General features: G+C 57.5%; 26 protein-coding genes and 1 riboswitch. Of the genes, 7 read left to right on the top strand and 19 right to left on the bottom strand.

The window, feature by feature from the left end; all coding sequences use genetic code 11:
• Positions 1-6: 6 nt before the first annotated feature.
• Positions 7-816 (top strand): hypothetical protein, encoded by an 810-nt coding sequence (locus WMW72_RS23065; RefSeq protein WP_341417924.1) that lies wholly within the window; start codon positions 7-9, stop codon positions 814-816.
• Positions 817-890: 74 nt separating this feature from the next.
• On the opposite strand, the gene WMW72_RS23060 is transcribed toward WMW72_RS23065, so the two are convergent.
• From WMW72_RS23060 to WMW72_RS23050, 3 genes are read right to left on the bottom strand one after another with little or no spacing between them, the layout of a single operon-like run.
• Entirely contained in the window at positions 891-1,598 is a 708-nt protein-coding gene (locus tag WMW72_RS23060) for a YceI family protein (RefSeq protein WP_341417923.1), read from the bottom strand.
• A gap of 54 nt (positions 1,599-1,652) precedes the next feature.
• Complete coding sequence (locus tag WMW72_RS23055) at positions 1,653-2,504, bottom strand: M56 family metallopeptidase (RefSeq protein ID WP_341417922.1); 852 nt, start codon at positions 2,502-2,504, stop codon at positions 1,653-1,655.
• 3 nt (positions 2,505-2,507) lie between these two features.
• Positions 2,508-2,924, bottom strand: coding sequence for a BlaI/MecI/CopY family transcriptional regulator (locus tag WMW72_RS23050; RefSeq protein ID WP_341417921.1), 417 nt, complete (start codon positions 2,922-2,924; stop codon positions 2,508-2,510).
• A gap of 310 nt (positions 2,925-3,234) precedes the next feature.
• A riboswitch (cyclic di-AMP (ydaO/yuaA leader) is annotated at positions 3,235-3,370 on the top strand.
• A 3-nt stretch (positions 3,371-3,373) separates the two neighbouring features.
• On the opposite strand from WMW72_RS23050, the gene WMW72_RS23045 reads away from it, so the two are divergent.
• A complete protein-coding gene (locus WMW72_RS23045) occupies positions 3,374-3,847 on the top strand; it encodes a C40 family peptidase (protein WP_341417920.1) in 474 nt (157 codons plus the stop codon).
• Positions 3,848-4,004: 157 nt separating this feature from the next.
• A complete protein-coding gene (locus WMW72_RS23040) occupies positions 4,005-5,420 on the top strand; it encodes a cryptochrome/photolyase family protein (protein ID WP_341417919.1) in 1,416 nt (471 codons plus the stop codon).
• 92 nt (positions 5,421-5,512) lie between these two features.
• Here WMW72_RS23040 and WMW72_RS23035 read toward each other — a convergent pair whose 3' ends face one another.
• Positions 5,513-5,872 (bottom strand): response regulator, encoded by a 360-nt coding sequence (locus WMW72_RS23035; protein WP_341417918.1) that lies wholly within the window; start codon positions 5,870-5,872, stop codon positions 5,513-5,515.
• 303 nt (positions 5,873-6,175) lie between these two features.
• On the opposite strand from WMW72_RS23035, the gene WMW72_RS23030 reads away from it, so the two are divergent.
• Both WMW72_RS23030 and WMW72_RS23025 read left to right on the top strand, forming a co-directional pair.
• Positions 6,176-6,898 carry a response regulator transcription factor gene (locus tag WMW72_RS23030; protein WP_341417917.1) on the top strand — a complete coding sequence of 241 codons (723 nt, stop codon included), beginning with the start codon at positions 6,176-6,178 and terminating at the stop codon, positions 6,896-6,898.
• Positions 6,899-6,965: 67 nt separating this feature from the next.
• On the top strand, positions 6,966-7,676 hold the full coding sequence (locus tag WMW72_RS23025) for a response regulator transcription factor (RefSeq protein WP_341417916.1): 711 nt from the start codon (positions 6,966-6,968) through the stop codon (positions 7,674-7,676).
• A gap of 95 nt (positions 7,677-7,771) precedes the next feature.
• On the opposite strand, the gene WMW72_RS23020 is transcribed toward WMW72_RS23025, so the two are convergent.
• The 8 genes from WMW72_RS23020 to WMW72_RS22985 all read right to left on the bottom strand — a co-directional run bounded on the left by WMW72_RS23020 (position 7,772) and on the right by WMW72_RS22985 (position 15,511).
• Positions 7,772-9,574: a SpoIIE family protein phosphatase gene (locus tag WMW72_RS23020; protein WP_341417915.1), complete on the bottom strand. Its 1,803-nt coding sequence runs from the start codon at positions 9,572-9,574 to the stop codon at positions 7,772-7,774.
• Between the two features lie 4 nt (positions 9,575-9,578).
• Positions 9,579-9,977, bottom strand: a complete 399-nt coding sequence (locus tag WMW72_RS23015) for a DUF1987 domain-containing protein (RefSeq protein ID WP_341417914.1) — start codon at positions 9,975-9,977, stop codon at positions 9,579-9,581.
• 2 nt (positions 9,978-9,979) lie between these two features.
• Positions 9,980-10,528: a SiaB family protein kinase gene (locus tag WMW72_RS23010; RefSeq protein ID WP_341417913.1), complete on the bottom strand. Its 549-nt coding sequence runs from the start codon at positions 10,526-10,528 to the stop codon at positions 9,980-9,982.
• Entirely contained in the window at positions 10,525-11,550 is a 1,026-nt protein-coding gene (locus tag WMW72_RS23005; RefSeq protein WP_341417912.1) for a sensor histidine kinase, read from the bottom strand. The genes WMW72_RS23010 and WMW72_RS23005 overlap by 4 nt, the downstream gene beginning before the upstream one ends.
• Positions 11,551-11,763: 213 nt before the next feature.
• Positions 11,764-12,390: a hypothetical protein gene (locus tag WMW72_RS23000; protein WP_341417911.1), complete on the bottom strand. Its 627-nt coding sequence runs from the start codon at positions 12,388-12,390 to the stop codon at positions 11,764-11,766.
• Positions 12,380-13,219 (bottom strand): hypothetical protein, encoded by an 840-nt coding sequence (locus WMW72_RS22995; protein ID WP_341417910.1) that lies wholly within the window; start codon positions 13,217-13,219, stop codon positions 12,380-12,382. Before WMW72_RS22995 ends, WMW72_RS23000 begins: the two co-directional genes overlap by 11 nt.
• A gap of 90 nt (positions 13,220-13,309) precedes the next feature.
• Positions 13,310-14,917 carry a GNAT family N-acetyltransferase gene (locus WMW72_RS22990; RefSeq protein ID WP_341417909.1) on the bottom strand — a complete coding sequence of 536 codons (1,608 nt, stop codon included), beginning with the start codon at positions 14,915-14,917 and terminating at the stop codon, positions 13,310-13,312.
• Positions 14,918-14,923: 6 nt separating this feature from the next.
• Entirely contained in the window at positions 14,924-15,511 is a 588-nt protein-coding gene (locus WMW72_RS22985) for a glycerol-3-phosphate acyltransferase (RefSeq protein WP_341417908.1), read from the bottom strand.
• A gap of 224 nt (positions 15,512-15,735) precedes the next feature.
• Here WMW72_RS22985 and WMW72_RS22980 point away from each other — a divergent pair, with 224 nt between their 5' ends.
• The gene (locus WMW72_RS22980; RefSeq protein ID WP_341417907.1) at positions 15,736-15,960 is read left to right on the top strand and encodes a DUF1540 domain-containing protein; all 225 of its coding nucleotides are present in this window, start codon (positions 15,736-15,738) and stop codon (positions 15,958-15,960) included.
• Positions 15,961-16,200: 240 nt separating this feature from the next.
• The gene (locus WMW72_RS22975) at positions 16,201-16,626 is read left to right on the top strand and encodes a VOC family protein (RefSeq protein ID WP_341417906.1); all 426 of its coding nucleotides are present in this window, start codon (positions 16,201-16,203) and stop codon (positions 16,624-16,626) included.
• Positions 16,627-16,650: 24 nt separating this feature from the next.
• On the opposite strand, the gene WMW72_RS22970 is transcribed toward WMW72_RS22975, so the two are convergent.
• From WMW72_RS22970 to WMW72_RS22940, 7 genes are all read right to left on the bottom strand, one after another.
• The gene (locus tag WMW72_RS22970; RefSeq protein WP_341417905.1) at positions 16,651-18,474 is read right to left on the bottom strand and encodes a sensor histidine kinase; all 1,824 of its coding nucleotides are present in this window, start codon (positions 18,472-18,474) and stop codon (positions 16,651-16,653) included.
• A gap of 10 nt (positions 18,475-18,484) precedes the next feature.
• Positions 18,485-19,318 (bottom strand): response regulator transcription factor, encoded by an 834-nt coding sequence (locus tag WMW72_RS22965; RefSeq protein ID WP_341417904.1) that lies wholly within the window; start codon positions 19,316-19,318, stop codon positions 18,485-18,487.
• A gap of 83 nt (positions 19,319-19,401) precedes the next feature.
• Complete coding sequence (locus tag WMW72_RS22960) at positions 19,402-21,069, bottom strand: extracellular solute-binding protein (protein WP_341417903.1); 1,668 nt, start codon at positions 21,067-21,069, stop codon at positions 19,402-19,404.
• 70 nt (positions 21,070-21,139) lie between these two features.
• On the bottom strand, positions 21,140-22,030 hold the full coding sequence (locus WMW72_RS22955) for a carbohydrate ABC transporter permease (protein ID WP_341417902.1): 891 nt from the start codon (positions 22,028-22,030) through the stop codon (positions 21,140-21,142).
• A 13-nt stretch (positions 22,031-22,043) separates the two neighbouring features.
• Entirely contained in the window at positions 22,044-22,907 is an 864-nt protein-coding gene (locus tag WMW72_RS22950; protein WP_423227585.1) for an ABC transporter permease, read from the bottom strand.
• Between the two features lie 400 nt (positions 22,908-23,307).
• Complete coding sequence (locus WMW72_RS22945) at positions 23,308-23,736, bottom strand: DUF6157 family protein (RefSeq protein WP_341417901.1); 429 nt, start codon at positions 23,734-23,736, stop codon at positions 23,308-23,310.
• 76 nt (positions 23,737-23,812) lie between these two features.
• Positions 23,813-25,354 carry an MDR family MFS transporter gene (locus tag WMW72_RS22940; protein ID WP_341417900.1) on the bottom strand — a complete coding sequence of 514 codons (1,542 nt, stop codon included), beginning with the start codon at positions 25,352-25,354 and terminating at the stop codon, positions 23,813-23,815.
• Between the last annotated feature and the right edge of the window lie 16 nt (positions 25,355-25,370).

Here is a 25,370-nt window from a genome sequence, read left to right as displayed (position 1 = left end):
TCCTAGATGTGGAATCGAATCAAGTCCGGCTGGAGCCTCGCCTGCGGGCAGCCCTTCGCCGTGTTCGTTCTCTTCGCGTACCATCTGATCTGGGGCGTAATGCTGTATAAGCTCGTGCAATCCGTGCTGGTCCCTCTGCTCCATCGCTACCCGAGCGAGCTGTCGCGCGAAGCCGTGCAGTTATTCTGGATCGAGGGCCAGTTCCGGCTGATGAAAACGGATGTGCTGGACCCGCTGCTATGGTGGGCACTGGCACTGCTCCTCCTGCGCCTGCTGCTTCATCCGCTGCTGAACGCCGGCGTCTACTACTCCCTGCATCATACCGGAATGAACGCAGGCTACAGGTTCGTAGAAGGCATCCGCAAGCTGTCGCTGCCGTTCCTCGGCTACTATATCCTGCAGCTCGCCCTGATGGCCGCGCCTCTCTCCTGGCTGGCTCCTTACCTCTGGGAGCATGTGTCCAAGCAAGCCTCCTACCCGGAGCTGGGCAAAGCACTGCTGCCGGCGCTGGCCGTCTATGTCCTCTATGTCTTCCTCATCCAGTTGTTCTTCATGCATCTGCAGATCGGGCGGACGGACGAGCGCTCCCTGCTGTCCACGGTCCTGTTCGTGCTTCGCCACCTGCCTGCCATCGTCGCTGCGGCCGTGATCGTCGCGGCACTGACGGCAGCGGTGACCGCCGCAGTGATGACTGCCTCCTTCATCTGGGCAGGCTTCCTCGCTCTGGCAGGCATCCAGGCCTACCGGCTGGCCCAGATGTTCTTCAAGCTGTGGTCCATCGGCACCCAGTATGCTCTATGGACCGAGAAAGCCTGAGCGGTCCGACCCGAACGTCAAGAAGGCTGCCCGGAAGTTCTTCCGAGGCAGCCTTCTTATCTATATCAAACAGCTTAGGCCTTCTCCAGCACAAGCCGCAGCTGTACCTGCAGATCGTTCTGCGTGCTCAAGGTGACGGCGTGAGGATTTTTCATGCCGAAATCATCGAAGGTTACCACCGTGCTTCCCTGCAGCTTGAGTTTACCCTGCTCGTACACCGCCTCACTCTTGAAGACGACATCCTTCGTTTTGTCCTTCACCTTCAGTGTTCCGGGGAGCTCCAGAGGCAGCTTCTCACCTTCCTTCCATTGCTTCGGCAATTCGCCGAATGACTTGACGGTGAACGTAGCCTCGGGGAATTTGGCGGTATCCAGATATTCCTCGCTCTTCACATGGCTGTCCCGCTGACCGTTGCCCGAGCTCAGCTTGCCTACCTCCACCTTGCCCTCGGCCGTAGACTTGGCAGGCGCAGACGTATCCAGCTGCCAGGCTCCTTGAACAGGGGTCACCACGAAATTAACAGTCTCCTTCGATGTCGTAACGGAGAAATAGACTTCGGAAGCCGGGAGAACCTTCCAGCTGCCATTGATTTGATCCGCAGCTACCGCTCCTCCTGAGGGTGCAGGGGTCGACCCTCCTGCCGTACCAGCAGGACTGGCGGTCGAGATCACATCCTTAACCTCCACATGATTGCCTGCATAGTAGTCATAGGCCCAGTAACCACCAGCCAATAAAACGACCAAGACTCCTGCCGCTGTAGCGGCCAGCTTATTTTTATTCATCTTCAAACTCCTCCTAATAGCACTACACAACGTAGTGTTTGTTGGTAAAAAAATTTAAAGCAGGGAAAGAAAGAATACCCCCGATAACACGAGCACGACCGGCAGCGAGATGACGGCTAGCATCACCGGCAGCTGCGGCGATGCTGCGGATTCGGGATCTATGATATGGTGAATCCTGTAGTTGATCGACGTATCGGCAAAGGACACATAAGCAAAGTCCACAGCCTGCGGGCGATCCTGCTTCTTGAGCAGCTTGAGCAGCGCACTGCCAAGGCTTGCGGGCGTACCCATGACGGTCATCGCCTCATGATCGGCAATAATCTCTCTGGCGATCTTGTAATGACGGCTGCACCAGTCCAGAATGGGGACATACCACATGACCTTGCTGACGACCAGCAGCACGAAGGTTTTGAGCGGATCGCGATGACGCCGGTGCGAGCGCTCGTGATAGTAGACGGCTTCGATCTCGCTGGGGTCCAGCAGCTCCAGCAAGCCGGACGAGAGCACGATCCGGGGACGGAACAGTCCGAGCGTCAAGGCAAATGGCTGCTTGGCTGCGATCACGATCAGCGAATGCTTGTCCTCCGGAAATCTGGCCTGCAGCATAGCCGTAAGCGGGTGATGCGTCCGCTCCTGAACCTTCCGCAGCGCTTGCCTGGCCGCATAGGCTTGCTTCGCCACGAGCCAGAGAGTGACGACTGCCGTATAGGCTACGAGCAAGTTGAGCACAGGGCTGATCGAGCCAAAGCCTAATTTCAAGAGCAGGTGGTTGCACAGGTCGATGATATTGAATCTGATGTCCCAGCCGAGTGTCTTATGGGCCGCATACAATCCCATCTGCGACCACACCAGCAGCGCAATGAGCAACGGTGTGGCAAAAAGAAGTTTGGACCTGTTCTTCCACATGGTCTAGGTTTCCTTTTTCAACGCTTTGATTTTTTGTTCCAGCTTCTCGATCATCTCAGGGTCCGCTTCCTCCAGCGCATCCAGCATATGATTAACGACAAGCGGGCCGAAGTCCTCCAGCAGCTCGTGGGTGATCTCCTTGGACTGCATCTCCAGAAAGTGCTCCTTCGTGTCGAAAGGCTCGTATACCGAAGCACGCCCCTCCAGCTTCTTGTTCAGCACCCCTTTGGTTACTAGCCGGTTCATGACCGTCATCACGGTATTGAAGTTCAGCCGCTCCTCCTGTTGCTCCAGCTTCTGCTGCACTTCCTTGATCGACAGCCCGGGCTTCGCCCACAATATCTCGAGCACCTTCGCCTCCAGCGGCCCGAAGAACCGGTTGAGACCTTTCTCGTAAAACTTGAAATTTTGAATTTTCATGGCTTTGCGCACCTCACACTACAAATTGTAGTGGTTCTCCCCAGGTAAAGTCAAATCTTAACCCGTCTGCTTGTTCGCCATCCTTTGCGCTCCGGTCCGGCATTCGATAGTTTCAGACAAAAACGCAGAGCCTGTGCAGCTTTCTCTGGCTATTAGCCGTATCTACTCCTGAATTGATGAATACGTTATCAAGACGCAAAGCTCATTACCCGTCAGGGTTTCACTTTAAACAGTTTAAATGTGACAAATTTGTGACGAAGAAGGAGTTCGTCAGTTTAGCTCGAATACTTGTACTTCAGGAAAACCAAATAAGAAAAAATTGCCGAATTTCTGTCTTAGAAAACGGGGGAACCATTTCTGGGTGAATTGATCTCGCTTTAGAGTGATCATAGGGAACCTTCAACCGAACCCTTCAGCTAACCTCGTAGGCACTGGAAGGGGAAACTTCTTTGAAGAAGCTTGTCGGGTTTGTCTGCTCTACGGTTTTATTCTTTAGTGTTTCGCTTGGAAGCGCTCTTGCTGAAAGCCCACTAAGCGCAGCGGTTAACGAGGGTTTAGGTGCTCCGTACAAATGGTCGGGCACGACACTCAAAGGTTTTGACTGCTCCGGATATACTTCTTGGGTCTTCAACAAGCTCGGTCTTGACCTGCCGCATTCCTCCAAGAGCCAAGCTCAGGAGGGCACTCAAGTCGAAAAAAGCGACTTACGCCCAGGCGATCTTGTATTCTTCAACACCGACGGCAAAGGAATTTCCCATGTCGGCGTCTATGTAGGAGACGGTAAATTCTATCATTCCGCTACCGATGAGGGCGTTGTGATTACGAAGCTGTCTGACAACTACTACGCCAAGCGTTATGTTACCGCACGTCGCGTCCTGTCCGAAGATCAATTCAATCAAGTGATGTCCGACACCCAGAAGTAAGCTGCTCTGTTGTCCATTCCACATACCATGCGAGAAAGCCCTGGCCTGCTCCGCTGATTCGTTCGTTCTCCGAACGGCTCTCCGGTGCGAAGCCCGGGCTTTCTCTCTTTCCAGCATGGTATTCATGCTAATTTGGCCGAAAAGGAGCCAGTCTCTTATGATCTTATTCATTCACCGCAAAGACCTACGCACACATGATCTGCCTGCTCTGGACGCTATATTCGCCTCCGGACTTCCCAGTCTGCATATCCTGGTCCTGGACCCGTTCCTGCTGCGCAACGGCCGGGGCCGGGAACACAGCGGACGGAACTTCCTCGCTCATGCGGGCAGGCTGCAGCGGCTCTATACGAAGCATGGTCGCCGGCTTCATGTGCTGTACGGTGAGCCTGCGGCTGTTGTGAGCCGGATCGCCGACGCGCATCCGATCCGGGAGATCGTCTGGCACGAGGACCACACGCCCTATGCCCTGACCCGGGACCGTGAGCTGCGTCAGCTGGCGGCGGAGCGCGGTATCCCGGCGACTGCCTATGACGAGGCGGCGCTCGCCGACCTGCGCGACTTCGTGCGCTGGAGCGGCAGGGAAGATCCTTACAAGGTATTCACTCCGTTCTACAAGCGCTGGAGCGCCTATGTAACGGAGCGGTTCAAGCCAGCCTCCACCCGGTCTGTGGCTGAGCTCGAAACTGCCGAGCTCCACTCCGATGTGAGGGACGGCTTCCGGCTCCCGCCTGAGCTGGGAGCGCAGCTTCAGCATGATGACCCAGCTGATTCCGGCGACGAACCGGACCCGATGCAGGCGCTGGAGAGCTTCCTCGATGAGCGGCTGGCTGGCTACGCCGACGGACGGGACCGCTTCGCGCGCGAGGATACGAGCCGGATCAGCCGCCACTTGAATGTCGGCGCCCTATCCATACGTGAGGTCTACGAGCGGCTGATGGAAGCGCCGATCGGCATCGAACCATGGCTGCGCCAGCTCGCGTGGCGCGACTTCTACCTCTACCAGTCGAGACTTGACCCGGATTTTTTCCGCTATGAGCAGGTATTCGATCTGTCTCCGCTCGGCGATACGCACTTCCGGGCCTGGGCCGAGGGACGTACCGGCATTCCGATCATCGATGCGGCCATGACCGAGCTGAATGAAACCGGCTGGATGCCTAACCGGCTCCGAATGATCACCGCTATGTTCCTGACGAAAAACCTGGGCTGTCCATTTCCTTACGGGGAGCGCTACTTCCGGTACAAGCTGAGCGATTACGACAACGTGCTGAACCGGGGCGGCTGGCTCTGGTGTGCCTCCCTAGGCTTCGATGCGGCCCCCTACTTCCGGGTGATGAACCCGGCTACCCAGTCCGAGACCCACGATCCCTCGGGCGCTTATATTCGCCGGTGGCTGCCGCATCTCGCGGGCCGCTCCGACAAAGAGATTCACAAGCCTCTGCCCGAGGCAATCGTCGATCTGAAGGCCTCACGGGCGCAAGCGATCGAGACATACAAGCTCATTCTCAAGTCCGAGAGCGCAAGGCCTGCCGGAGATGACCTGGATGCAGGAGCCGACAGACCGTGGAGAGACTGACGACACGCCGGAAGAACCAAGCTGCCGGGCTGCCGACACAGCAAAGAAGGAGACTTCGCTTGCCGACTTGGCAAGCAAAGCCTCCTTCCCTATTAACCGAGCAGCCGCTGCAGCGTACTGACTACGCGCTCCTTCTGGATTGGCTTGACCAGAAAATCCTTAGCCCCGAGCTTGATCGCTTCGATGACCAGACTCTGCTGCCCCATAGCCGAGCACATCAGCACCTTGGCATTGCGGTCCTGCTTCATGATATTGCGCAGCGCCTCGACTCCATCCATCTCCGGCATCGTGATATCAAGCGTGACAAAATCCGGCTTGAGGAGCGAATATTTTTGCAGGGCGACGAGCCCATTCTCAGCCTCACCGACCACCTCGTGGCCCAAATCTCGCATCATCCCGCCTATAATGGCACGCATGAAAGCCGCATCGTCCACAACCAGTACTTTAGCCATCTCCAGCACCCCTTATCCTTGTCTGTTGTCTACGGGTGTTCTCTCTCTCAGTCCCTCTAGCGGCATCGCAAACTTCCAGAACTATGGTATACTGAAAAGTATACTGGATTTCCGCCCGCAACGGCTTCAAATCGAGGTCAATTTATCTTAAAGATGCTTAATACTTATGCCTTCCGTATACAGCCTCGGCTTTCCGATGAACCATGGTGCAACGCGCCTCGGATTCCGCCTTCCGACTGATTCCAATGAGCTTCCGGGGTCCGGCAGGCAGCCTGCAGGGCAAGGGAAAGGAGCCACCCATTCGTGAACCACCGGAAAATCCTCATCATTGAGGAAGAGCCCGAAGCTAGAAACATATTGAAGGTTTACCTGACCGAAAGCGGCTTCGAGGTGCACGAAGCTACCGGCTCGCTAGAAGCAATCGAGCAGTTCGACCGCTTAGAGCCGGATCTGGTCCTTCTGAATATTGCGCCTCCGCTGACGGATGGCCTGGAGCTCTGCCAGCAGATCCGCAGCTACTCCAATGTCCCGATCGTACTGGTGAGCGGGCATCCCCATTCCTCGGACATCATCCGCGGTTTGGAGCTTGGGGCGGATGACTATATTGCCAAGCCCTTCGATCCGGAGGTCGTGGTCGCCAGAGTACAGGCGAATCTGCGGCGCTCCGCGGTTTTCCGGCGGGACCGCCGGTGGGAGTCCCCAGCAGGGACGCTATCCAAGGAGGAAACCATCCGCTGGAAGGGTCTCGAGATCGATCCGCTCCGCTTCCAGGTGCTGCTCGGCGGCTCTCCGGTTATGCTGGTCACCAAGGAGTTCCAGCTCCTCGTCTATCTGGCCCGGAATCCCGGCACCGTCTTCACGCTGGAGGAGCTCTATGCCGCTGTCTGGGGGATGGAAAGCCATGGCAATACGCGAACGGTCATTGTCCATCTCAGTAACCTGCGCAAGAAGCTCGAGCCGCATCCGAACGGTCCGCTTTATATTCATAACATTCGTGGCGTAGGCTATAAGTTTGATCCCAGATAACCCTATGCAGCAAGCCTAGCCATTATTTTATCCAAGTACGTTATTATCCCGTATTAAGGAGACCGTCATGGTAAAGGAAAAAATACTCATCGTAGAAGATACGGATGACATACGCGATCTGCTGAAGCTCTATCTCGAGCCCCAGGGATTCACCGTCATTGAAGCCGGCAACGCAACGGAAGGCTTGGAGCGCTTCGAGGCCGAATCGCCGGATCTGGCACTTCTGGATATCGTCCTGCCGGATATGGACGGCTACGAGCTGTGCAGACGCATCCGCAGTGTATCCAGGGTGCCGATTGTCTTCATCAGCTGCAATACGTCCTCCGGCGATATTGTGCGGGGACTGGAGATCGGCGGCGATGATTACATCGAGAAGCCGTTCGACCCGGCGGTCGTAGTCGCGAGAATTCAGGCCAATCTGCGCCGCGTTCCGCTGTCACGCCCACGCCCGGACACACGGGTGGCCTCCCCGGCCTCAGAAATCATCCATATCAGCGGACTGGAGATCGACCCGCCTCATCTCCGCGTGAAAACCGGCACGGAGACGGCGCTGCTGACGGTGAAGGAGATGCAGCTGCTGGTTTATTTGGCCGCTCATCCCAATCAGGTATTCGCACCCGAACAATTGTATAAGGAGGTGTGGGGAAGCGACAGTGCAGGGGATACACGCACGATCTTCGTCCACATCAGCAGCATCCGTAAAAAAATAGAGCCGGATCCCTCCCATCCTGCTTACCTGCTGAACATCCGCGGTTCCGGGTATATGTTCAAGGGATGATTTCCAGCATCAACAGGCCGGCCCTCGGCGCTTCCTCTCTCGAAGGGAAACGACCGGGGGCCGGCCTGTTCATTATTCGCTATGCAGCTTGATCGCTAAGAGGCCTGAAAGGCGAGAAGCGTAATATCGTCGCGCTGTGTCTCATCGCCTCTATACGCCTCCAGCTCCGACCAGAACAGCTCAGCCTGCTCATGGAGCGGAGAACTTCCATAACGCTCCAGCAGCTCCGTGAACCGGCGCTTGCCGAAGGCATAACCCTTCTCCCCGCCGCTTTGATCGAAGAAGCCGTCCGTCGCCATATAGCACAACGTCCCCTGCTGCAGACGGATCTCATGAGAGACGAACGGATGCTCCATCGGCGTTCGGCGGTAGCCGATGCTCTTGCGCCCTCCTTCCAGCAGACGCAATTCACCCGAATCCCGGACGTACAGAGAGCAGCAAGCCCCTGCGAACCGCAGCACAGAACGGTCCCGGCTCACATAGCACAGGCCGATATCCAGTCCGTCGTCCGTCGGTCCATACGGCTCCGTCTGCTGGAGGGTCCGCTTGACCAGACGATTCAGCTCCCCGAGCACGCGTGCCGGCTCATCCGCATAGCCTTCCTCGGCCACCCGGTCCAGCAGGGAAATAGCCAGCATCGTCATGAGCGCTCCGGGAACCCCGTGACCGGTGCAGTCGCCGATCGCGATCAGCGTGCCGCCTTCCAGCGGCTTCACCCAGTGAAAGTCGCCCCCCACGCCGTCTCTCGGCTTGTAGAGCAGCACATGCTCCTTGGCCGCCTCGCTCCACTCCTGCGGGCGAAGCAGCAGTGACTCCTGGATGCGTTTGGCATAATCGATGCTGTCCATCAGCTTCTCATTGCGCTCGGCCAGCTCCTGCGTCCGCTCGCGCACCTTGCGCTCCAGCTGCTCATTCATCTGCAGCGCCCGCTCGTACGGATTGGCCAAGCGGTGGGATACGTAGTAGAACAGGAATAAGATCAGGATGAAGGAGATCAGCGATACCGCTATCGTGTTCAGCTTAATCCGGCTTAGGAACGATACGGTCTCCTGCCGCTCGATCTGGAACAGCAGCTGCATCGGGGTCGAAGACAGCGGATAGCTGATCAGGTCCGTTAAACTGCCGTTCGGGCCCTTGAACTCCAGCGTCTGCATCACAGGCTTCGCTTGCCCGAGCAGCGACCGCACCGTATCTTCATCCAGAACCGTATCGATCTGACGGCCATAGTCCGCTTCGTTCGCCGAGAGAATGACCTTGCCTGCCGGGTTGATCAGCCATAACTGGCTCGTAGAGCCATACTTGAACGCCTGAAATTCCTCGGCCAGATCCACCAGGCTTTGTCCGACACCCACAACGGCCAGCGGCCTGTCGCCCTCACGCACAAGCGCATTCGTAAACACGAACGCCTCCTGCCGCTCCTTGCTGTAATCCAGATTGACCTGAATCTCATCCCCGGACCCGATAAAGTCATAGAACCAGCGGTCGCCGGGGTCGGTCCGGCTGATCGTACCGAGCAGCTTGCCGCTCTCGCCCCAATACTGATGCGTCTCATTGCTGACGATGAAGGAATTGCTGTACCCGAACTGCTTCACCAGCGTCGACAGCCGCTGCAAGGAATGATCCCGTCTCTCTCCGGCAGGCTCACCGTCAAGCACCCACCGGCGGACCTCCGGGTCCGATGCCAGCACCATGGATGTTTCCCGGGAACGCTCGATTCTGGACTCTACCTTGGCGGCCATCGCTTGTGCGATCACCGGCAGATCCTTCTCCTTCAGCTTCTTCACCATGCCCGACTCCGTGAATCCGTAGACGATCGCTCCGATCAGCAGCATGGAGAAAATAATGACGAGACTGGCGAACCCGATGATCCGCAGCGTCCCCTTATCGTAATATTTCATCGGCTTACGCCTCTTCTTTCAGCACGATATCGAACGGTAGGCTCAGATCTTCCTTGAACTCCTCGGCGCATTCCTGCTCACTCTCATTATCCGGGCTGCAGTACCAGATCAGCCTGACCGGCCTCCCCCGGCCAAACGCGTCATCGAGCTTCTCCAGCAGCATCATGAAGCATTTGGTACTGCTGGTGTTAATATAGGGCAATCTCAGCTCAAGCAGCACTTCCTCGCCGGAAGCCGCCTCTTCCAAATAAACGTCCACCCATTGCAGCAGCGGCTCGTAGAATTTGAATGCATTCTCCGGATACGATTCTCCGCTGATCCATAGCCGGCCTGCCTTCGGATCGAAGCGGACCGACGGCGTGCTTTTCGTCGCCTCGATATGTAGTTCGTTTAACGTCACCATGTCTAAATCACCGCCTTTAGCGTAAAAAACGACAGCTCTTGATCGATAGGCGTGATGACATAATCGAGCGGCTTGCTGGCTTTCCGCGACATCTCGATCAGTCCGATGCCCGCTCCAGGCTGATCAGGGTCTGGGAGCTCGCGCAGCTTCTCTTTGTATAGCCGCTTGAGCTCTGTCTTATCGAGAGCAATCAGACGATCCAGTGCTTCTGACAAGTAAGCTGCATCGCCATTCTCCAGCAGATTGCCGCAGTGAATAAAATGCCCTTCCTCGGATTGCCCGATCGTCACAATGCTGGAGGAAGCGATACGCTCGGCCAACAGACTGTGCTCCTTGCTGCTGCAGTAGTTCTTGATATTCTGCGTCTGCTCGATGAAAATCGAGAACACATCGCGCACCACGCTGCTCGGCCGCTCGGCCTGCTCCAGATATTTCTTGACGGCGTCTCCATATTCTTCAATCAGTCCCTGGGTCAGCTTGCCAGAGAAGCTGATCAGAATCCGGTTGGCCTGCAGGAAGCGCTGTACTTCGAACAATGGATTAATCATCATAAGCCTCCTAGTATCTTCGACTGGGCATTTTCACACTTATCGATCAACTCCGCAGGGATCAGGAAGAAGAAGGTTGTCCCTTCGTCCGGCGCACTGGTGACGCCGATTTCCCCGCCGTGCTTCTGGATGATCTCTTTGGTGATGGCAAGACCCAAGCCCGTCCCCTGAATGCCCCGGGCTTTGGCCTCTTTGCTGCGAAAAAAACGCTCGAACACATGGGCAATATCCTCTTCGCTGATCCCGAGTCCCGTATCCGATATCTTAACGAACCAATGCCCGAGACGCGCTCCTTCGTACTTGGGCTGAAACTCGCTCGTCAGCTGGATGGAGCCGCCGGCTCCTGTAAACTTGATCGCATTCTGAACCAGATTCTCGAACACCTGATCCAATCTGACCGGGTCTGCCCATACGATCATCTCTTCTTGAGCGGATCCGGAGCCGTCCACTCCCTTGAAAACCTCCAGCTCAATGCCCGACCGCTCGCACTCTGGAGCATACTTGTCCTCCACCGATAGGATGAAGGCATCAATATCAATCTGCTGATGGTCAAAATGATTGCGGTTCGCCTGATAGGTCGACAGCAGGAACAAGTCCTTAATCAGGTGATTCACGGTCAGCACGCGGTCGTAGATCAGCCTTAAGTATTTTTCCTCAGGCTGGATCACGCCGTCCAGCAGCGCCTTCACATAGCCCTGTACCGCCACCATCGGCGTGCCCAGCTCATGGGAGATATCGGCAATCAGCTGCTGGCGCAGCTTCTCCAGACGCTTGAGGTTGTCATTAGCCGTCTGGATCGCCTCTTCCTGCTCCTTAAGCGTCTTGCCTTGAATATCGCTGATGCGGGACAGCTTGATTGTCGTTTTGAGCAGCTTGTCATATTGTGCTGCGAGCTCTTGATGAAGCGGGTACAGTTCAGCCTGGGACAAGGACCGGTCCTCCGCCGCCTGCTTGGCAGCCTCGGCCAGCCGCAGCTCATCCGCAAACAACCGTCTATAGTTGGAATCCCGATCTTTATGGGACAAATGACTCACCCCGACTCTCGAATTATGCCGCCGTTCCTTCTATTATACCGAATTTCAGCACGCTTTCGCTGAAAAAATCGACACTTCACACCCTGTGCAGATTAAATTTTGTTGATACGGCAAAAACGGCTGCCGGGATGCTCCCATTCAGCCGCTCTTCCGTTCGCCTACCGGCTTTTCAATGCAGGACGGTCAGCTTCGGACGGACCGCCCCTAGGCTTCCGGACCTTCCTGGCTTTGCCCGTCCAGCACCTTGGCCACTCTTCTCCAGGTGAAGAATAACAGCAGCTCCATGATAAACATCACGGCTCCCAGCGGCAACAGAAGATACGTCGTGGCTTCCCGGGCGTTCAGAATGAAAGGAGATGCCAGCAGCAACAGCCATAACATCCCGTTATACCACTTCCTGCTTAACCGGACACGTTCCGCGGTTTCCGGCAGAGCCCTCTCCCTGAGCTGGCTCTCCAGAGCCGTCAAGGCCGTATGGACCATGAACACCATCAGAAGCTGGCCCGCTGCGCCATATAGCATCCAGCCCCGATTCAGGGGCATATCCATTCCTGCTGCTGCAAGAGGCGTCGCCATATCACCCAGCGATAGAACCGCCAGCACGGTCGCCAGGATAGCGGCCACGTTGTATCTCCGCGCTATTTTCGGGGAAGGAGTCGTATGGGTGCTGTTCTCTCCGGCAAAGACTGCCTCTCGCCGCTTCAACGACTGCAACTGGTAAGCAATCATGAGAAAGCCGGCGAAATCCGGCAGAATATCGAAGCCCTCGATCCGGAAATCGAGAGCGACCAACAGCAGCCCCCAAGACATCCAACGAAGACTATCCGCCATCCGAAATCCCCCCTCCCTTCCGCTCGATCAGCGCCTTGATCCCCTTCCGGTCCGGCCAAGGCCCCAGCCCTCCCGATATGCTCCAGGATTGCCATGAGTCCGGCCGTCCTACCGCGTGCAGCTCCAGCTTCAGCTCGCCGAGCACGGGATTCATCCTGACCTCCTGGCCGGCTTCCTTCTCCATGCCGAAGCTCTGCTCTACAGTCACGCTTTCTCCCTGCTTAAGCTCCATGGGCACTCCGAGCTCTTCAGACATCGTCTTGTGGACGGAGAACACGAGACGCTCCCTAAGCTGCTGCTCCAGCGTATGCGAAACCGTCAGGATCCGCAGATCCTCCTTGGCCTGCATCACATACTCGTACTCCCCGTTGGAGCTGCCTCTACTCATCAAGCCGGATAGCAGTGAGTCCTGCACCGTGGGAGGACGCAGTATGATCCGTCCGACAGAGCCATTCATACCACCACCCTGCTTGAACCATCCCTTCAGCTCCGTAAAAACATGATAGGCTTCGGGAGGAAGAGGATCTCCCGATCGACCCAATTGGACCGTCGCTTTATTCACCCGATAAGGGCCGTAATCGCCGAACGTGGATACTCCCTGAACCGGCCACCTGATGTCCTCCGACGGCTGAACCATGATCAGCTCTCTGGGTTCATCACGATGCGTCACATAGTATAGGTCGAGGAAGGAACCCGAAGAAGCGGTAACGTCATAGAAGTGATCCAGAAAAACCGGCTCCGCCAGCTTGTGACGGTCATAATAGGCATAGTTGCCCACCCAGACGGCAACCACCAGCAGCGTCATCCATGCGAGCGTATATTTCTTCATCCTCCACCTGCTCTCCCATCTGATGGTCAAAGCGTTTCTTTAATTAAACGCTGTAAGCATCCTGAAGGTTTCAAATAAAGGGTCTCCGTCTCATCTTGCCGCTACGCCTGCCTGGCTCACATACCCTTCCAGATGCTCCAGCATGCTGGCCATATCCCTGGCTCTGAGCGCTCCCATACAGGCAATCTGTACCCAGTTGCGTGCCCGCAGGTATTCGCTTTCGTATTGAAGCTCGAACCCCTGATCCGCCATATGCTCTCCAAGCGCATGGGAGCTTAGCTGTGCAGGCAGTACAATCGTCACGATATATGGCGTTTCATGCCCGGGCTCCGCCAGCACCTGCAGCCCCATGGCCGACAAGGAGGCCCTCAGCCTCTCCCCCCGCTCCGCCAGGACGGCGTATGGATCATGCCTCTCGTAAACGGCAAGTGCCGCATCCAGAGCTGCCAGCAGATTGGACGAATGCGAGAATGGAATACCTTGTGCATGCCGGTACAAGGCTGCGTCCAGATAAGGCGGAATATGCGGCTCGGGATCGTGGCCGACCCTGGCTGCCGAGCCAGCTTCTCCGTAGAGGACGAAGCTCAGACCTGTATACGAGCCCAGCGCTTTGCCGCTTACGCCGGTGGCCCACCGGACGCCCTGCAGGCTCAGCGGTACAGCTCCCAGACTGCTGATGCAATCCAGAGCAAGCGCCACACCGTGCCGGCTTGTGAGGCCCTTCAACCGTTCCAAGTCTTGAAGAACACCGGTCGAGGTCTCGCCGTGCACAGCCCACAGCCATGCATAGCTACCCTGCCCGACCGCAGCTTCGAGCTGTGCATAATCGAAGGCCCTGCCGTACTCGCAAGTGATAGCATCGAAGTCGAGCTGCCACCGCTCCGCCTGCCTCATCAGGCGGTAGCCGAATTCGCCGCTCGCCAATACGAGCCCCCGCCCTCCCATCCTGCTCAGCTCCCCCGCGACGGCGTCATTGGCCAGCGTACCGCTGCCCAGCCAAATATCTGCCGCCCTAGCACCTGTCATCGCCAGCAGCCTGCTGCGTACCTGGTCATACAATTTGCGGAAAGCGCCGGAGCGATGGGATACCGGCCTCCGCAGCAGCGCCCGTGTGACCTCCGGCAATATCTCGACCGGACCCGCCGTGAAGCGGGCCGTCTTGTGGAGAAGGGCGTACGCCCCGGACGCTTCATAGGACGCCGGGGTCATGTACATCGGCTGGTAACAGGCCTGTTCGCTGCCTACGAGCCCACCGAATGGAATAAAGCCGAGATGCTTATATAACTTCAGTTCCCTCGTCGTGCCCGAGATGACGGCCATCTCGAAATCACGCTTCTCCATATACCGGTCCAGATAGCGGATCAGTCCATACAGCAGACGGCTTCCCCGGTATGCACGGTCGATGGCTAGCAGCCGGATCTCGATCATGTGCTTGGGCCGGAAAGGCAGCAGCTCCTCGAGGTCCGTTACTTTCGTATCGAGCGAGAACGGACGGCGGTCGCGGACCGCCAGCATCCCGGCAAGCCGCTCCCCGTCCACCGCAATCACATACGTATTCTCCGCATGGAACCGGTCGACGAGCACCCGGTCCTCATGGGGTGCATGCTGGGGAATTTCCTCGACGAACGTCTTGTAATTCAGACGGAAGATCTGTTCCATATCACCCTGCGTTTCTGCCAGCCGGTACACAATCGGCATGCTCATTCAACTCCTCTGCTGCGTCCATACTTGCTTGATATTGCCCCGGTGGGCGTACCCGATGACGGCGGTAATCGCCAGCGCCAGCAAGGGCACCACCGCTCCCTGCCCCTGATGCGTATAGAGGACGAGCACCGGAAACAGCCCGACCCCGCATAAGCCCGCTGGCGTCCAAGCCCGGAATACGAGCAGCAGAATGCCCGCTACACCGATCATCGCCAGCCATACCGTCCAGTCGAACAGCAGCGCACCGCCGCAGAAGACCGACATGCCCTTGCCTCCGCGAAACGCCAGAAGTGCAGGAAACACATGGCCGAGCACAACGGCCAGGAACACAGCCAGCGCAAACACCGGCCCCGCATCCATCGACTTCGCACAGCCAACGGCTAGTGCCCCCTTGGCAGCATCGCCGGCGAAGGTCCAGAGAAAAGCAGCTCTCCCGTAAATCCGTCCGGCATTCCTCGCACCCGGATTCCCGCTGCCGACCGTACGCAGATCGCGCCCGTCCTTCAGCATCCCAATCCAGTATCCGGCCAGCAAGCCGCCCAGTCCGTAGCTGAGCAGCATAAACGCCCCGGCGCCCCATATCGTCATGGTTATCCTCTCCTTCCGGCATTCGCGGTTCATTCCCCTGCCCGCCGCAGCCGAACGCGGCTGACCCGACTTCCTCATGTTGCTCCAGTATAAAAACATTCATCCGCAGGCGGGAGTACTATCTTTATCTAGTACCCGTTCCAGCAGCTCATGCCGCTGTACAATCCGGGAAACCGGCCGAGAGTTTGGAACGGCGGCCATACGGGTAAATACACCGTGAGGTGATGAACATGGAGAACCCAATGGTCAAATGCAGCATTGCCAACTGCGAATACTGGGAGCAGGGCAATGCCTGCAGCGCGGAAGTCATTATGATTGAAGTCAATGCTCATGCCGACAAGGCGGAGCCTCAAGAGCGTCATGGACAAGCCTATGATTCCAGGCATCGGGATGCTGCGAGCAATGTCGCCGACACCTGTTGTCACACCTTTTCGGAACGCACCCATTAATTACTAAAACATTATCAGGCCGGGCCGATATAACGGAGCTGCTACTTTCCCGCTATCCGTAAGATCGGCCTGTTCTGCGCTTCCACAATCATCCATACGAAAAAGCCCGGACATGGGACATGCCGGACTTTTTTCATGTATATAGAGAGAGATTTATAGCCTATAATTTGGTAAAATCAAATAGAATTCAGCGGTACTCGAATGTTGCCCGCGGACATCCCCTTACTTTGGAGGTAAGCCATGAACCAAGCACAGCAAGGCTATTCCCTCAGCTCACCGACGGTGCCCCAGCCACAAGCAAGTCCTATCCGGAATAAGATAGGCAGCCTCTTCATTCCTGTGCGAGATATCGAGCGCTCCCGCGACTGGTACGGCCGGCTGCTCGGCCTGGAGCCTGAGCTGCCGATCCTGCACGGACATCTATGCCCGCTACCTATGGAGGGGACCGGCCTCATCCTGGATACGATGCCGATGTGGGGAGGACTAGAGCCCGGCGGCGCCCCTCCGGTCCGAACGCCGGCCTTCATGCTGCTGACCGGCGATATCGAGGCAGCCTACGCCTTCGCTAGGGACTGCGAAGCGGCTCTGGTGACCGACATCCAGGACGGTCACTGGTTCGTGATCGAAGACCCGGACGGTAACAAACTCATGATCTGCCGGGAATAGACTTCAGGAGCAGGCCTGGCCGAATCAGGCCGATTCGGAATTATCCGGGGCTGCGAAAGGAACCGTACGGCTCACATAAGGGATGCGGATCGTCACCGACGTGCCCATGCCAGGACGGCTGAAGATGCGTACGCCGTACGGCTTGCCGTAGTGCAGCGCGATGCGCTGCTGGACATTGCGGATGCCATAGCCGGCCTCCCCTGACGTGTCGTAAGGCTGCGACAGCCGGCTTACCAGCTCCGGCCGCATGCCGATCCCGTCGTCGATGATGCGGAACTCGACGTCGTCCCCGGTGCGCCTGCCGGTGATGCGGATATGGATGCGGTCCCCGCACCAGGCGTGCTTGAGCACATTTTCCAGGAAGGGCTGCAGCAGCAGCTTGACCATCTCGCAGCGCAGCAGCTCCGGCTCGATCTCGAACAGCACGTCCAGCCGGTCCGCATACTTGACCTTCTGGATGTCCAGATACGCCTTGGCCTGCTCCAGCTCGTTGGCGACAGGGATGATCGTCCGCCCTTCGTTGAGCGACAACCGGTAGAACAGCGCCAGATTGCTGACCATCCGGTGCAGCTGGTCGACCTGTCCGAACTTGGCCAGCCGGCTGATCGAGGACAGCGTATTGTATAGAAAGTGCGGATTGATCTGCGCCTGCAGCGACTCCAGCTCCGCCTCCTTCTTCTTCAGACTCGTCACGTACACCTGCTGGATCAGATCGTCGATATGCTGCACCATCGAGTTGATCGACTGGGAGATGGCGGAGAACTCGTCCTTGCCCTTGAAGCGTATCCGCTTGCGGAAATCCCCATGGCGGAAGGAGTCCAGCACCATCACGATCCGCGAGACCCGTCTGGAGAAATACCTCGACAAGAGGGCGCCTGCCAGCAGAAACACCAGAAAGCTGGCTGATCCGATCACCACCGTCAGCAGCTTGACCTTGCGGGCGTCCTTCTCCACCCATTCCTTCGGAATCGTCGCCACGAGCCTCCAGTTCACATGCTGGAATGGCTCCGTGATCGTGAGCATCTGCTTGTCCTCGTTCTCCTCGGTCGTTTGCAGGGCATCGCCATGGCCTGTCTCGTGCAGGACCCGACCGTCGGCATCCTCGATCCGGACCCGCGTGCCCCGGCCGAAGTCGGGCGAGACCGTCTCGAACAGATCGGCGAGCTTAACCGTCAGCCGGACGAAGCCAAACTCCCGGTCATCCCGGACCGTACCCGTGTCGATCAGCCGGCGGAGCAGCGAAATATTGCCGAATTCTTCGTCACGCTCGATCTGCTTCCAGGTCAGCGTCTCTCCGTAGCGCTCGGCCGGAAGCTCCCGGTACCAGGAGTTGCCCCGGATGCGCCACATGTGGTAGATATCATAGCTTTTGTCGGCTGTGGCCAGAGGATCGCCATCGTCATAGCGATTGTAGATTTCCGGCAGTGTCTCATTGCGCAGATAGACCACGAGCGAGATGCGCCGGTCGGTGGCCTTCAGCACACTCTCGACCTTGGGCAGCAGGTAAGTCGTCGTCGACTCGTAGCTGTACCAGCCCTCCCGGTATTGCCGCAGCCGGGTCGCCGTGCCGTCGTCATAGTACAGAATATCCGACAGACGTACAGTATCCCGCAGCCGGTATTCGACATTGTCCTTCATCTGGCGCAACGCCGCCTGGACGTTATCCGTTGTCTGCTGGCGCACGGAGTCGACGAAGATCCAGTTGGCTACATAGCCGAAGATCAGCACGTGGACCAGCGTCAGAATAAGGTAAGAGAACATCAGCTTGTAGCCGAAAGGCAGAAAACGGTCCTCCCGGCCGGCAGCAGGAACAGCATGCGCATGACGCTTGCGGAAGCGGCTGATCATAGGCAGCCTGCTACAAGCCGTTGCGGAATTCGACCGGCGTCATCCCGTAGGCTTCCTTGAACTGCTTGCTGAAATACGGCATATACCGGTAGCCGACCTGCCCGGCCACCTCGTAGATGCGCAGCTTGGGGTCGCGCAGCAGCTCCCCTGCCCTCTCCATCCGCAAGGCGACGAGGCATTCATTGAAGGTTTGCCCGCTTCCCTCCTTGAATAGCTGACCCAGATAATTGGGCGAGAACCCAAACTTGTCGGCGGCTTCGCGCAGTGTCAGGGGCTGATCCAGCCTCTCCTGCATGTAGCCGGTGACCTCACGGATCAGCCGGGCATTCTTCCCGCCGCAGGCTGCAGGTCTCTCCGGCAGCTCGCCCTCGGCTGCTCGCCCTCCTTCCGGCGCAGGGGAAGCTGCCTGGGCTCGGGCCGATCCGGCTCCTGTCCGGATACGCAGCAGCTCGCGCTCGCGCTCCTGGGCTTCATCCAGATCGCTTCGTATCCGGTCCAGCGAAGCGATCAGCTCCGCATCGTCGACAGGCTTGAGTACGTAGCTGTAGGCCTGCAGCGCAAGCGCTTCCTTGACATATTGAAAATCCCGGTAGCCGCTGACAAAGACGACCCGCACATCGGGGTAACGCTCCCTCACCCGCCTCGCCAGCTCCAAACCGGACATATTAGGCATATTCACATCCGTCACCAGCACATCTACCCGTTCACGCTCCATCAGCTCGCAGCCGGAAAAGCCGCTCGTAACTGCGCCTACGATCTCCATGCCGAGAGAATGCCAAGGGATAAACGTCTTCATGCCCTCCAGATCCAAGGTTTCGTCATCGGCGATCAGCACTTGATACATACGCATCGTCCTCCTTCTTCTCCGGATGCGAACCGAAATGGCAAAATCGGGGGCACGTCATGTGCACCCCGACAGCTTCTTGCTTATTTCTTCTTCATCTTCGCTTCATTTTCCTTCCATTTGGCCGTCAGATAGTCATTCAATTTGGTAACGCCCAGCGCCTGGGCATCCTTCTCGCCCTTATCCAGAATATCGCTGACCTCCTGCTCGCTGCCGGCAAGAATCGCCTGTCCGCGCACCTTCTTGTACAACTCGATCCAGCGTTCGCGGATCACGCCTTCGGGGCTGTCCTTGGGTGGCTCAATCCCGCGCATTGCCGTGAGGTCGATATGCGTCTTCCAAGTGATAGAGTCCTGGTACTTGGTCTCCCACGAACGCTTCTCCTCCGGCAGGGAGAGCTCCGCCTTCAGCTTGATCTTGTCGTTATAGGTCGCATTGCCAACAAATTGCAGGTCGTTGGTGGCATTCATGTTCTTCGTCCGCTCTTCGGGCTCGCTGAAGAACTTGTCGGTCAGATTCGGCAGCTCTTCGCCGTCGACGCCTTGCCAGTACATACCTTCAGGTCCCCAGACGATCTCGCGCATGCCCTCAGGAGAGGTCATCCAATCTAGCACCGCGAAGATTTTCTCCGGGTCCTTAGCCTTGGTCGTGATCGCCGCCGCATTCCAGCCGAGCCGGTCGTAGTGCGCGACGGTAATCTTGTTCTTATCAAGACCGGCCTTGTGAATCGGCCAGATCATGAAGTAGCCGGCGTTCGGGTCATCCTTGCTGAGCAGCGCATGGCCCTTGGAGGCGTACTCGATGGCGGTGATGTCGACGTACACGGCGACGCGTCCGGTGTTGATCCTCTCCCGCACCTGATCGACAGTCTGGGTCAGGGCATCCTGGGTCATCAGCTTCTCGCGGTGCAGCTTATTGACGAAGATCATCGCTTCCTTGTACACCGGATCGGCGAACAGCGAGGTGAACTTGCCGTCCTTCGGCACAGCGCGCAGCGTACCGGCATAGCTGGCCGGATTGTTCTCGGCGAAGGCAGAGAACAGAATGTCCACGCCCTTGCCGTCCTTGGCCTGGCCGGGCTCGAGCGGAATCACGTTCGGATACTTCTCCTTGACCAGCTTCAGATAGCTGTACAGATCGTCCAACGTCTCCAGCTTCGGCTCGCCCAGTTCTTTGTAAATCTTCTTATTCACGACATAGCCCGCGTTGCCGGTCGGCTTATTGGTGTACCAGTTCGGGAACAGGTACAGCTTGCCGTCCTTGTAGCGGAGCATATTCAGGATCTCCTCCCCAGCCCATTTCTTCAGGTTCGGGTATTTGTCCAGATAAGGGTCCAGCGGCACGAGCGCCCCATTGGCGATCAGCCGGTCGAAGTCCGGCCGGTCGCCCCAGATCACATCCGGCAGGTCCCCGCCGACGATCATCGTATTCAGCTTTGCTTCCTGATTGCCTCCGGAATTGATCGCGGTAATGTTCAGCTTCGTCTTCTCCTGCACATGCTTGGAGAACAGATCCTTGCCCCACACCGGCATCGTGTACCAGCCGTAGTTGCCGTACAGCGTGAAGCTGAACGGTTCGCTGCCGACCTTCCACGCGCCTGCCTTCGCCTCGGTAGGCGTCTTCGTCTCTGGGACTGCCGGGTCCTTGGCGGCCGGCGCCTCTGTCTTATCCCCGGAACAAGCAGCGAGTATGGTGCCTAGCATCAGCACCGCAGCCAGGGAACCCGTCCCTCTTGCAAGCTTATTGCGCATCTTTGTCATACCCCTTTCCCTTACCTGTGAGATCTATGCTTAAAGCCAATCGCTTTGAAGCCAAGCCGGGTTATTCCTTGAGCGAGCCGACAAGTACCCCTTTGACAAAGTAGCGCTGCAGGAACGGATATACGAGAATGATCGGCAGTGTCGTCACCATCATCGTCGCCATCGTCAGCGACTTGGTCGTATAGGTCTGGCTGCGCATGATGAAGCTGGTCGAGGCCGAATCGGCGGCGCTCATCTCTGACGCGATATTGGAATCCAGCGTCTGCTTGAGCAGCGTCTGGACCGGAAGCAAATCCTTGTTGTTGATATAAATTGACGCGATAAACCAGTCATTCCAATGCGCGACCGCCGCAAACAGTGACAAGGTGGCGATCACGGGGCCGGACAGCGGGATCACGACGCGCAGGAAGGTCGCCCAGTAACCGCAGCCGTCGATCCGTGCCGCATCCTCCAGCCCCGGCGGAATCTCCTTGAAGAAGGTCCGGAAGATAATCATGCTCCAGACGCTGACCATCCCAGGGATGATGAACACAAGGAAGGAATCGAACATCCCGAGGCTGCGGATCACCAGGTACGTTGGGATCAGTCCTCCGCTAAAGTACAGGGTGATGATCGCGAAGGTCATATAATAGCCGCGCCCGATCAGCTCCCGGCGTGACATCCCGTAGGCAAATACAGCCGTCATCGCGATGGAGAGAAAGGTCCCGGCGACGGTCCTTGCGATGGAAATCACGAACCCTTGCAGGATGCGCATGTCCTTGAGCACAACCTGGTAGTTTTCCAGCGTAAACACTCTCGGCCAGAAGGTGACGTTGCCCAGGCTCGTGTCCGTGCCCTCATTGAAGGACACGACGGCGGCATTCCAGAACGGGTAGAAGGTCAGGAAGCCGAGCAAGGTCAACATCAGATAAACGAATACGGTAAATACCCGGTCATCCCAGGCAAGCCTCATACAGATGTCCTCCTTACCACAGGCTGTTGCCGGTCTTGCGGGCCAAATAATTGGCCAACGTGAGCAAGCCGACGCTGACGATCGCCTTGAACAGGCCGACGGCCGTCGCAAAGGAATACCGGCCCAAATTAATCCCCATCCGGTACACGTACGTATCCAGAACATCGGAGACGTCGCGCAGTGCCGGATTGACGCCGAGCAGAAGCAGATCCTCGAATCCCGCATTGAGCAGGTTGCCGATCGCCAGAATGGAGAAGATCATGATGACAGGCAGGATGCATGGAAGCGTAATCAGATACGTCATGCGAAACCGGCTCGCACCGTCGATGGCGGCCGACTCATACAGGCTCGGGTCGATGGAAGCGATAGCGGCCAAGTAGACGATGGAGCCGAAGCCGATCTCCTTCCACACATTGGTCGTGACGATGATGGTCCAGAAATATTCCATCACGGACAGATACGGAATAGGTTCGTCGATCACGCGCAGCTTCTCCAGCAGAATGTTAACGCTGCCATTATCCGTCGACAGCAGAGCGATGGCGAAGTTCGCCACGATCACCCAGGAGAGGAAGTAAGGCAGGTAGCTGACCGTCTGCACGACGCGCTTGAACAGCATATTGCGGACCTCGCCCAGCATGATAGCCAGCAGAATCGGAGCGGGGAAGCCGATCCCCAGCTTGAGCAGGCTGATCACGATCGTATTGCGCATCACCAGCCCCAACTCCGGCGACTGGAAGAAGTCGGTGAAATGCTTGAAGCCGACCCAAGGGCTGTTCCAGAAGCCCTTGAACACCGAGTAATCCTGGAAGGCGATGATGACCCCGTACATGGGGAAGTAGCTGAATACGAGGATCAGGAGCAGCGCCGGAATGACCATCAGCTGCAAGTCCCACTGCTTCAGCCACAGGCGCAGCCGGGTGTGGCCGGATCTGCCTGCAGCCGGGCGAACCGTCCGGGTCGCGGCCATTGTTTCTTTCAAGTCATACCACCCTTTCAGCCCTCAATCGTTGATACTCTAATCTTAAAGGGGAGGATGGCTTGGCGCCTACTGGCCAAATCAATGAAATGTGATAATTATCAATGAATGCATATTTTATACAGTTCTAATTTCCTTAGCAACCTTTCCGGTCTTCTCCTGCAATTGCAGCTAGATGTCTATGCACCGCAGTCCCGCCTTACAGCTATATGCCAAAAAAGCTTACCCCCGCATTCCGTCTGATACCGGAACCGGAGTAAGCTCTGCCAGGCAAGCCGGCCTTGTCATCGGATGAACGGACTTACTTGCCCCGGCTGCTGCGCATTCCCGGGACAACCTTGAGATCCCCTGTGGCGTTTGCTGCCAAGGCTCTGTACTCCGGGGACTCGACGCCATATAAGGCGACCTTGCCTTCCTTATCGAAATGCAGCCCCCAGCCGTACTTCTTTGGCAAGGCGGAAGCGCGCATACAGGCATGGGAGCGCGAGAAAAACTCCTCCCTCAGCTGTTCCCTGCGCTCCTCCAGCACTTCCTGCTCGAGGCCTTTGTGCCGGACGTGCACCTCGAATAAGACGTCCTCCTGCGTATACGTGTACGGACTGCCGGAGATGAGCTCGAACTCGATCCCGTGCTTGGAGGGCCCGCCCTTCCTCTCCTGTGGAATCATACCGACTTCGGCCGTGCTATCGGGAGAAACGGTGATGAAGGTGTCATAGTAATTCAGGTTCATGGACATGCCTCCTTTTCTCCCAGTATAACCCATCTCTATGGTTTCCGTCCCTCTGTTGGATGCGATGTGGGAAGACTTAATGGGTCGAGGCCGCGTACTCCGGTGCCCCGTCCTCCGGCTCCGCTACAGATACCAGCTTATCACGGGTCATCACCAAGGCCGTACCGAGCGCCAGGACCGCCGGAAGTATTCCCCAAGCGAAGGTCATGGCGATGGAGGAAGCCAATCCGTCCGTGATGGTCTGGAGCGCCTGCTCCGGCATGCGGGAGCGGGTAACCGGGTCCAGCAAGGCATGCGCGTCACCGAAGAGCAGCTCCTGGGAACCGGCCGAAGCCCCGTTCCCCATAGAGGTCAGCTTCTGTGTCAGCGAGTGGCTCTGGATGATGCCGAATACCGTAATCCCAATCGTCATCCCCAGAGAGCGCAAAAAATTCAGTGTCGAGCTGGCCGCACCGCGCTGTCTGGCGGAGAATCCATGAATGGCGGCATTGGATAGCACCGAGAAGGAAGCCCCGATACCGAGACCGACCAAAATCATATACCCGGTAATGGTCATCCGCGAGGAATCTGGAGACAGCGTCGACAGCAGGGCCAGCCCCAGCACGAGCAGCGCCAGCGTCGGGATCATCACCGCCCGGTACGATACGCGCTGGATCAGGAAACCGCCGGCTGTCGCCGTCACGACACTGCCGACCATCATCGGCAGCAGCACAAGCCCTGAGTTCGTAGCACTGCCGCCGAGCACGCCCTGGATGAAGATCGGGATGTAGACGGAGGCGATGACAAACGCCGCACCGCTGAAAATCGCCATCAGGTTGCTCGTCGCATACAGCCGGCTGCGGAACATGGCGAAGCTGATGATCGGCTCCTCCGCGCGCTTCTCCGCGAGCAGGAACAACACGGCGAGTATTGCAAATCCACTGAATAAGCCCAGGATCGGAGCGGAGCTCCAGGCGTACGTCCTGCCGCCCAGCTCCATGGCAAACATCAGACAGACGATCGCTCCCACGAGTGTGGCGGCACCCGGCCAGTCAATCCGCTGGCGTGCATGCTGCAGCGACTCCCGGTAGTAGACGGCGACGAAGAACAGAGACAACAGCCCGAGCGGCAGATTCAGGTAGAAGATCCAGTGCCAGCTGACGTAGTCTGTGATATACGCCCCGAGCAGCGGCCCGAAGATGCTCGACATACCGAACACCGCGCCGAATAATCCACTCAGCTTGCCGCGGTTCTCTACAGGAACCGCGTCGAACATGATGGCGAAGGTAATCGGAACCATCGCACCGGCGCCGATCCCCTGGATCGCCCGGTAGATGCTGAGCTGCACGATGGATTCGGCCATCCCGCACAGCGCTGAGCCGAGCATGAACACGATAATGCCGAAGACAAAGAACCGCTTGCGTCCGTACATATCGGACAGCTTGCCGAAGATCGGCATACCGGCCATCTCAGCAACCATATAGGCGGAGGTCACCCAGACAAATTTGTCCAGCCCTCCTAGCTGGCCAACAATCGTCCCCATCGCGGTCGCGACGATCGTGTTGTCCATCGAAGCCATCAGAATGGCCAGGAGCAGGCCTGCCAGAACGATGCCTGTTTTATTCACTTGCTGAGTCATGTACTCCATTCCTTCT

Origin of the sequence: Paenibacillus filicis (genome assembly GCF_038070315.1) — a bacterium.
GTDB lineage: Bacteria > Bacillota > Bacilli > Paenibacillales > NBRC-103111 > Paenibacillus_G > Paenibacillus_G filicis.
The sequence above is the reverse complement of the archived record's forward strand: the minus strand, read 5'-3'. Positions and strand labels throughout refer to the sequence as shown.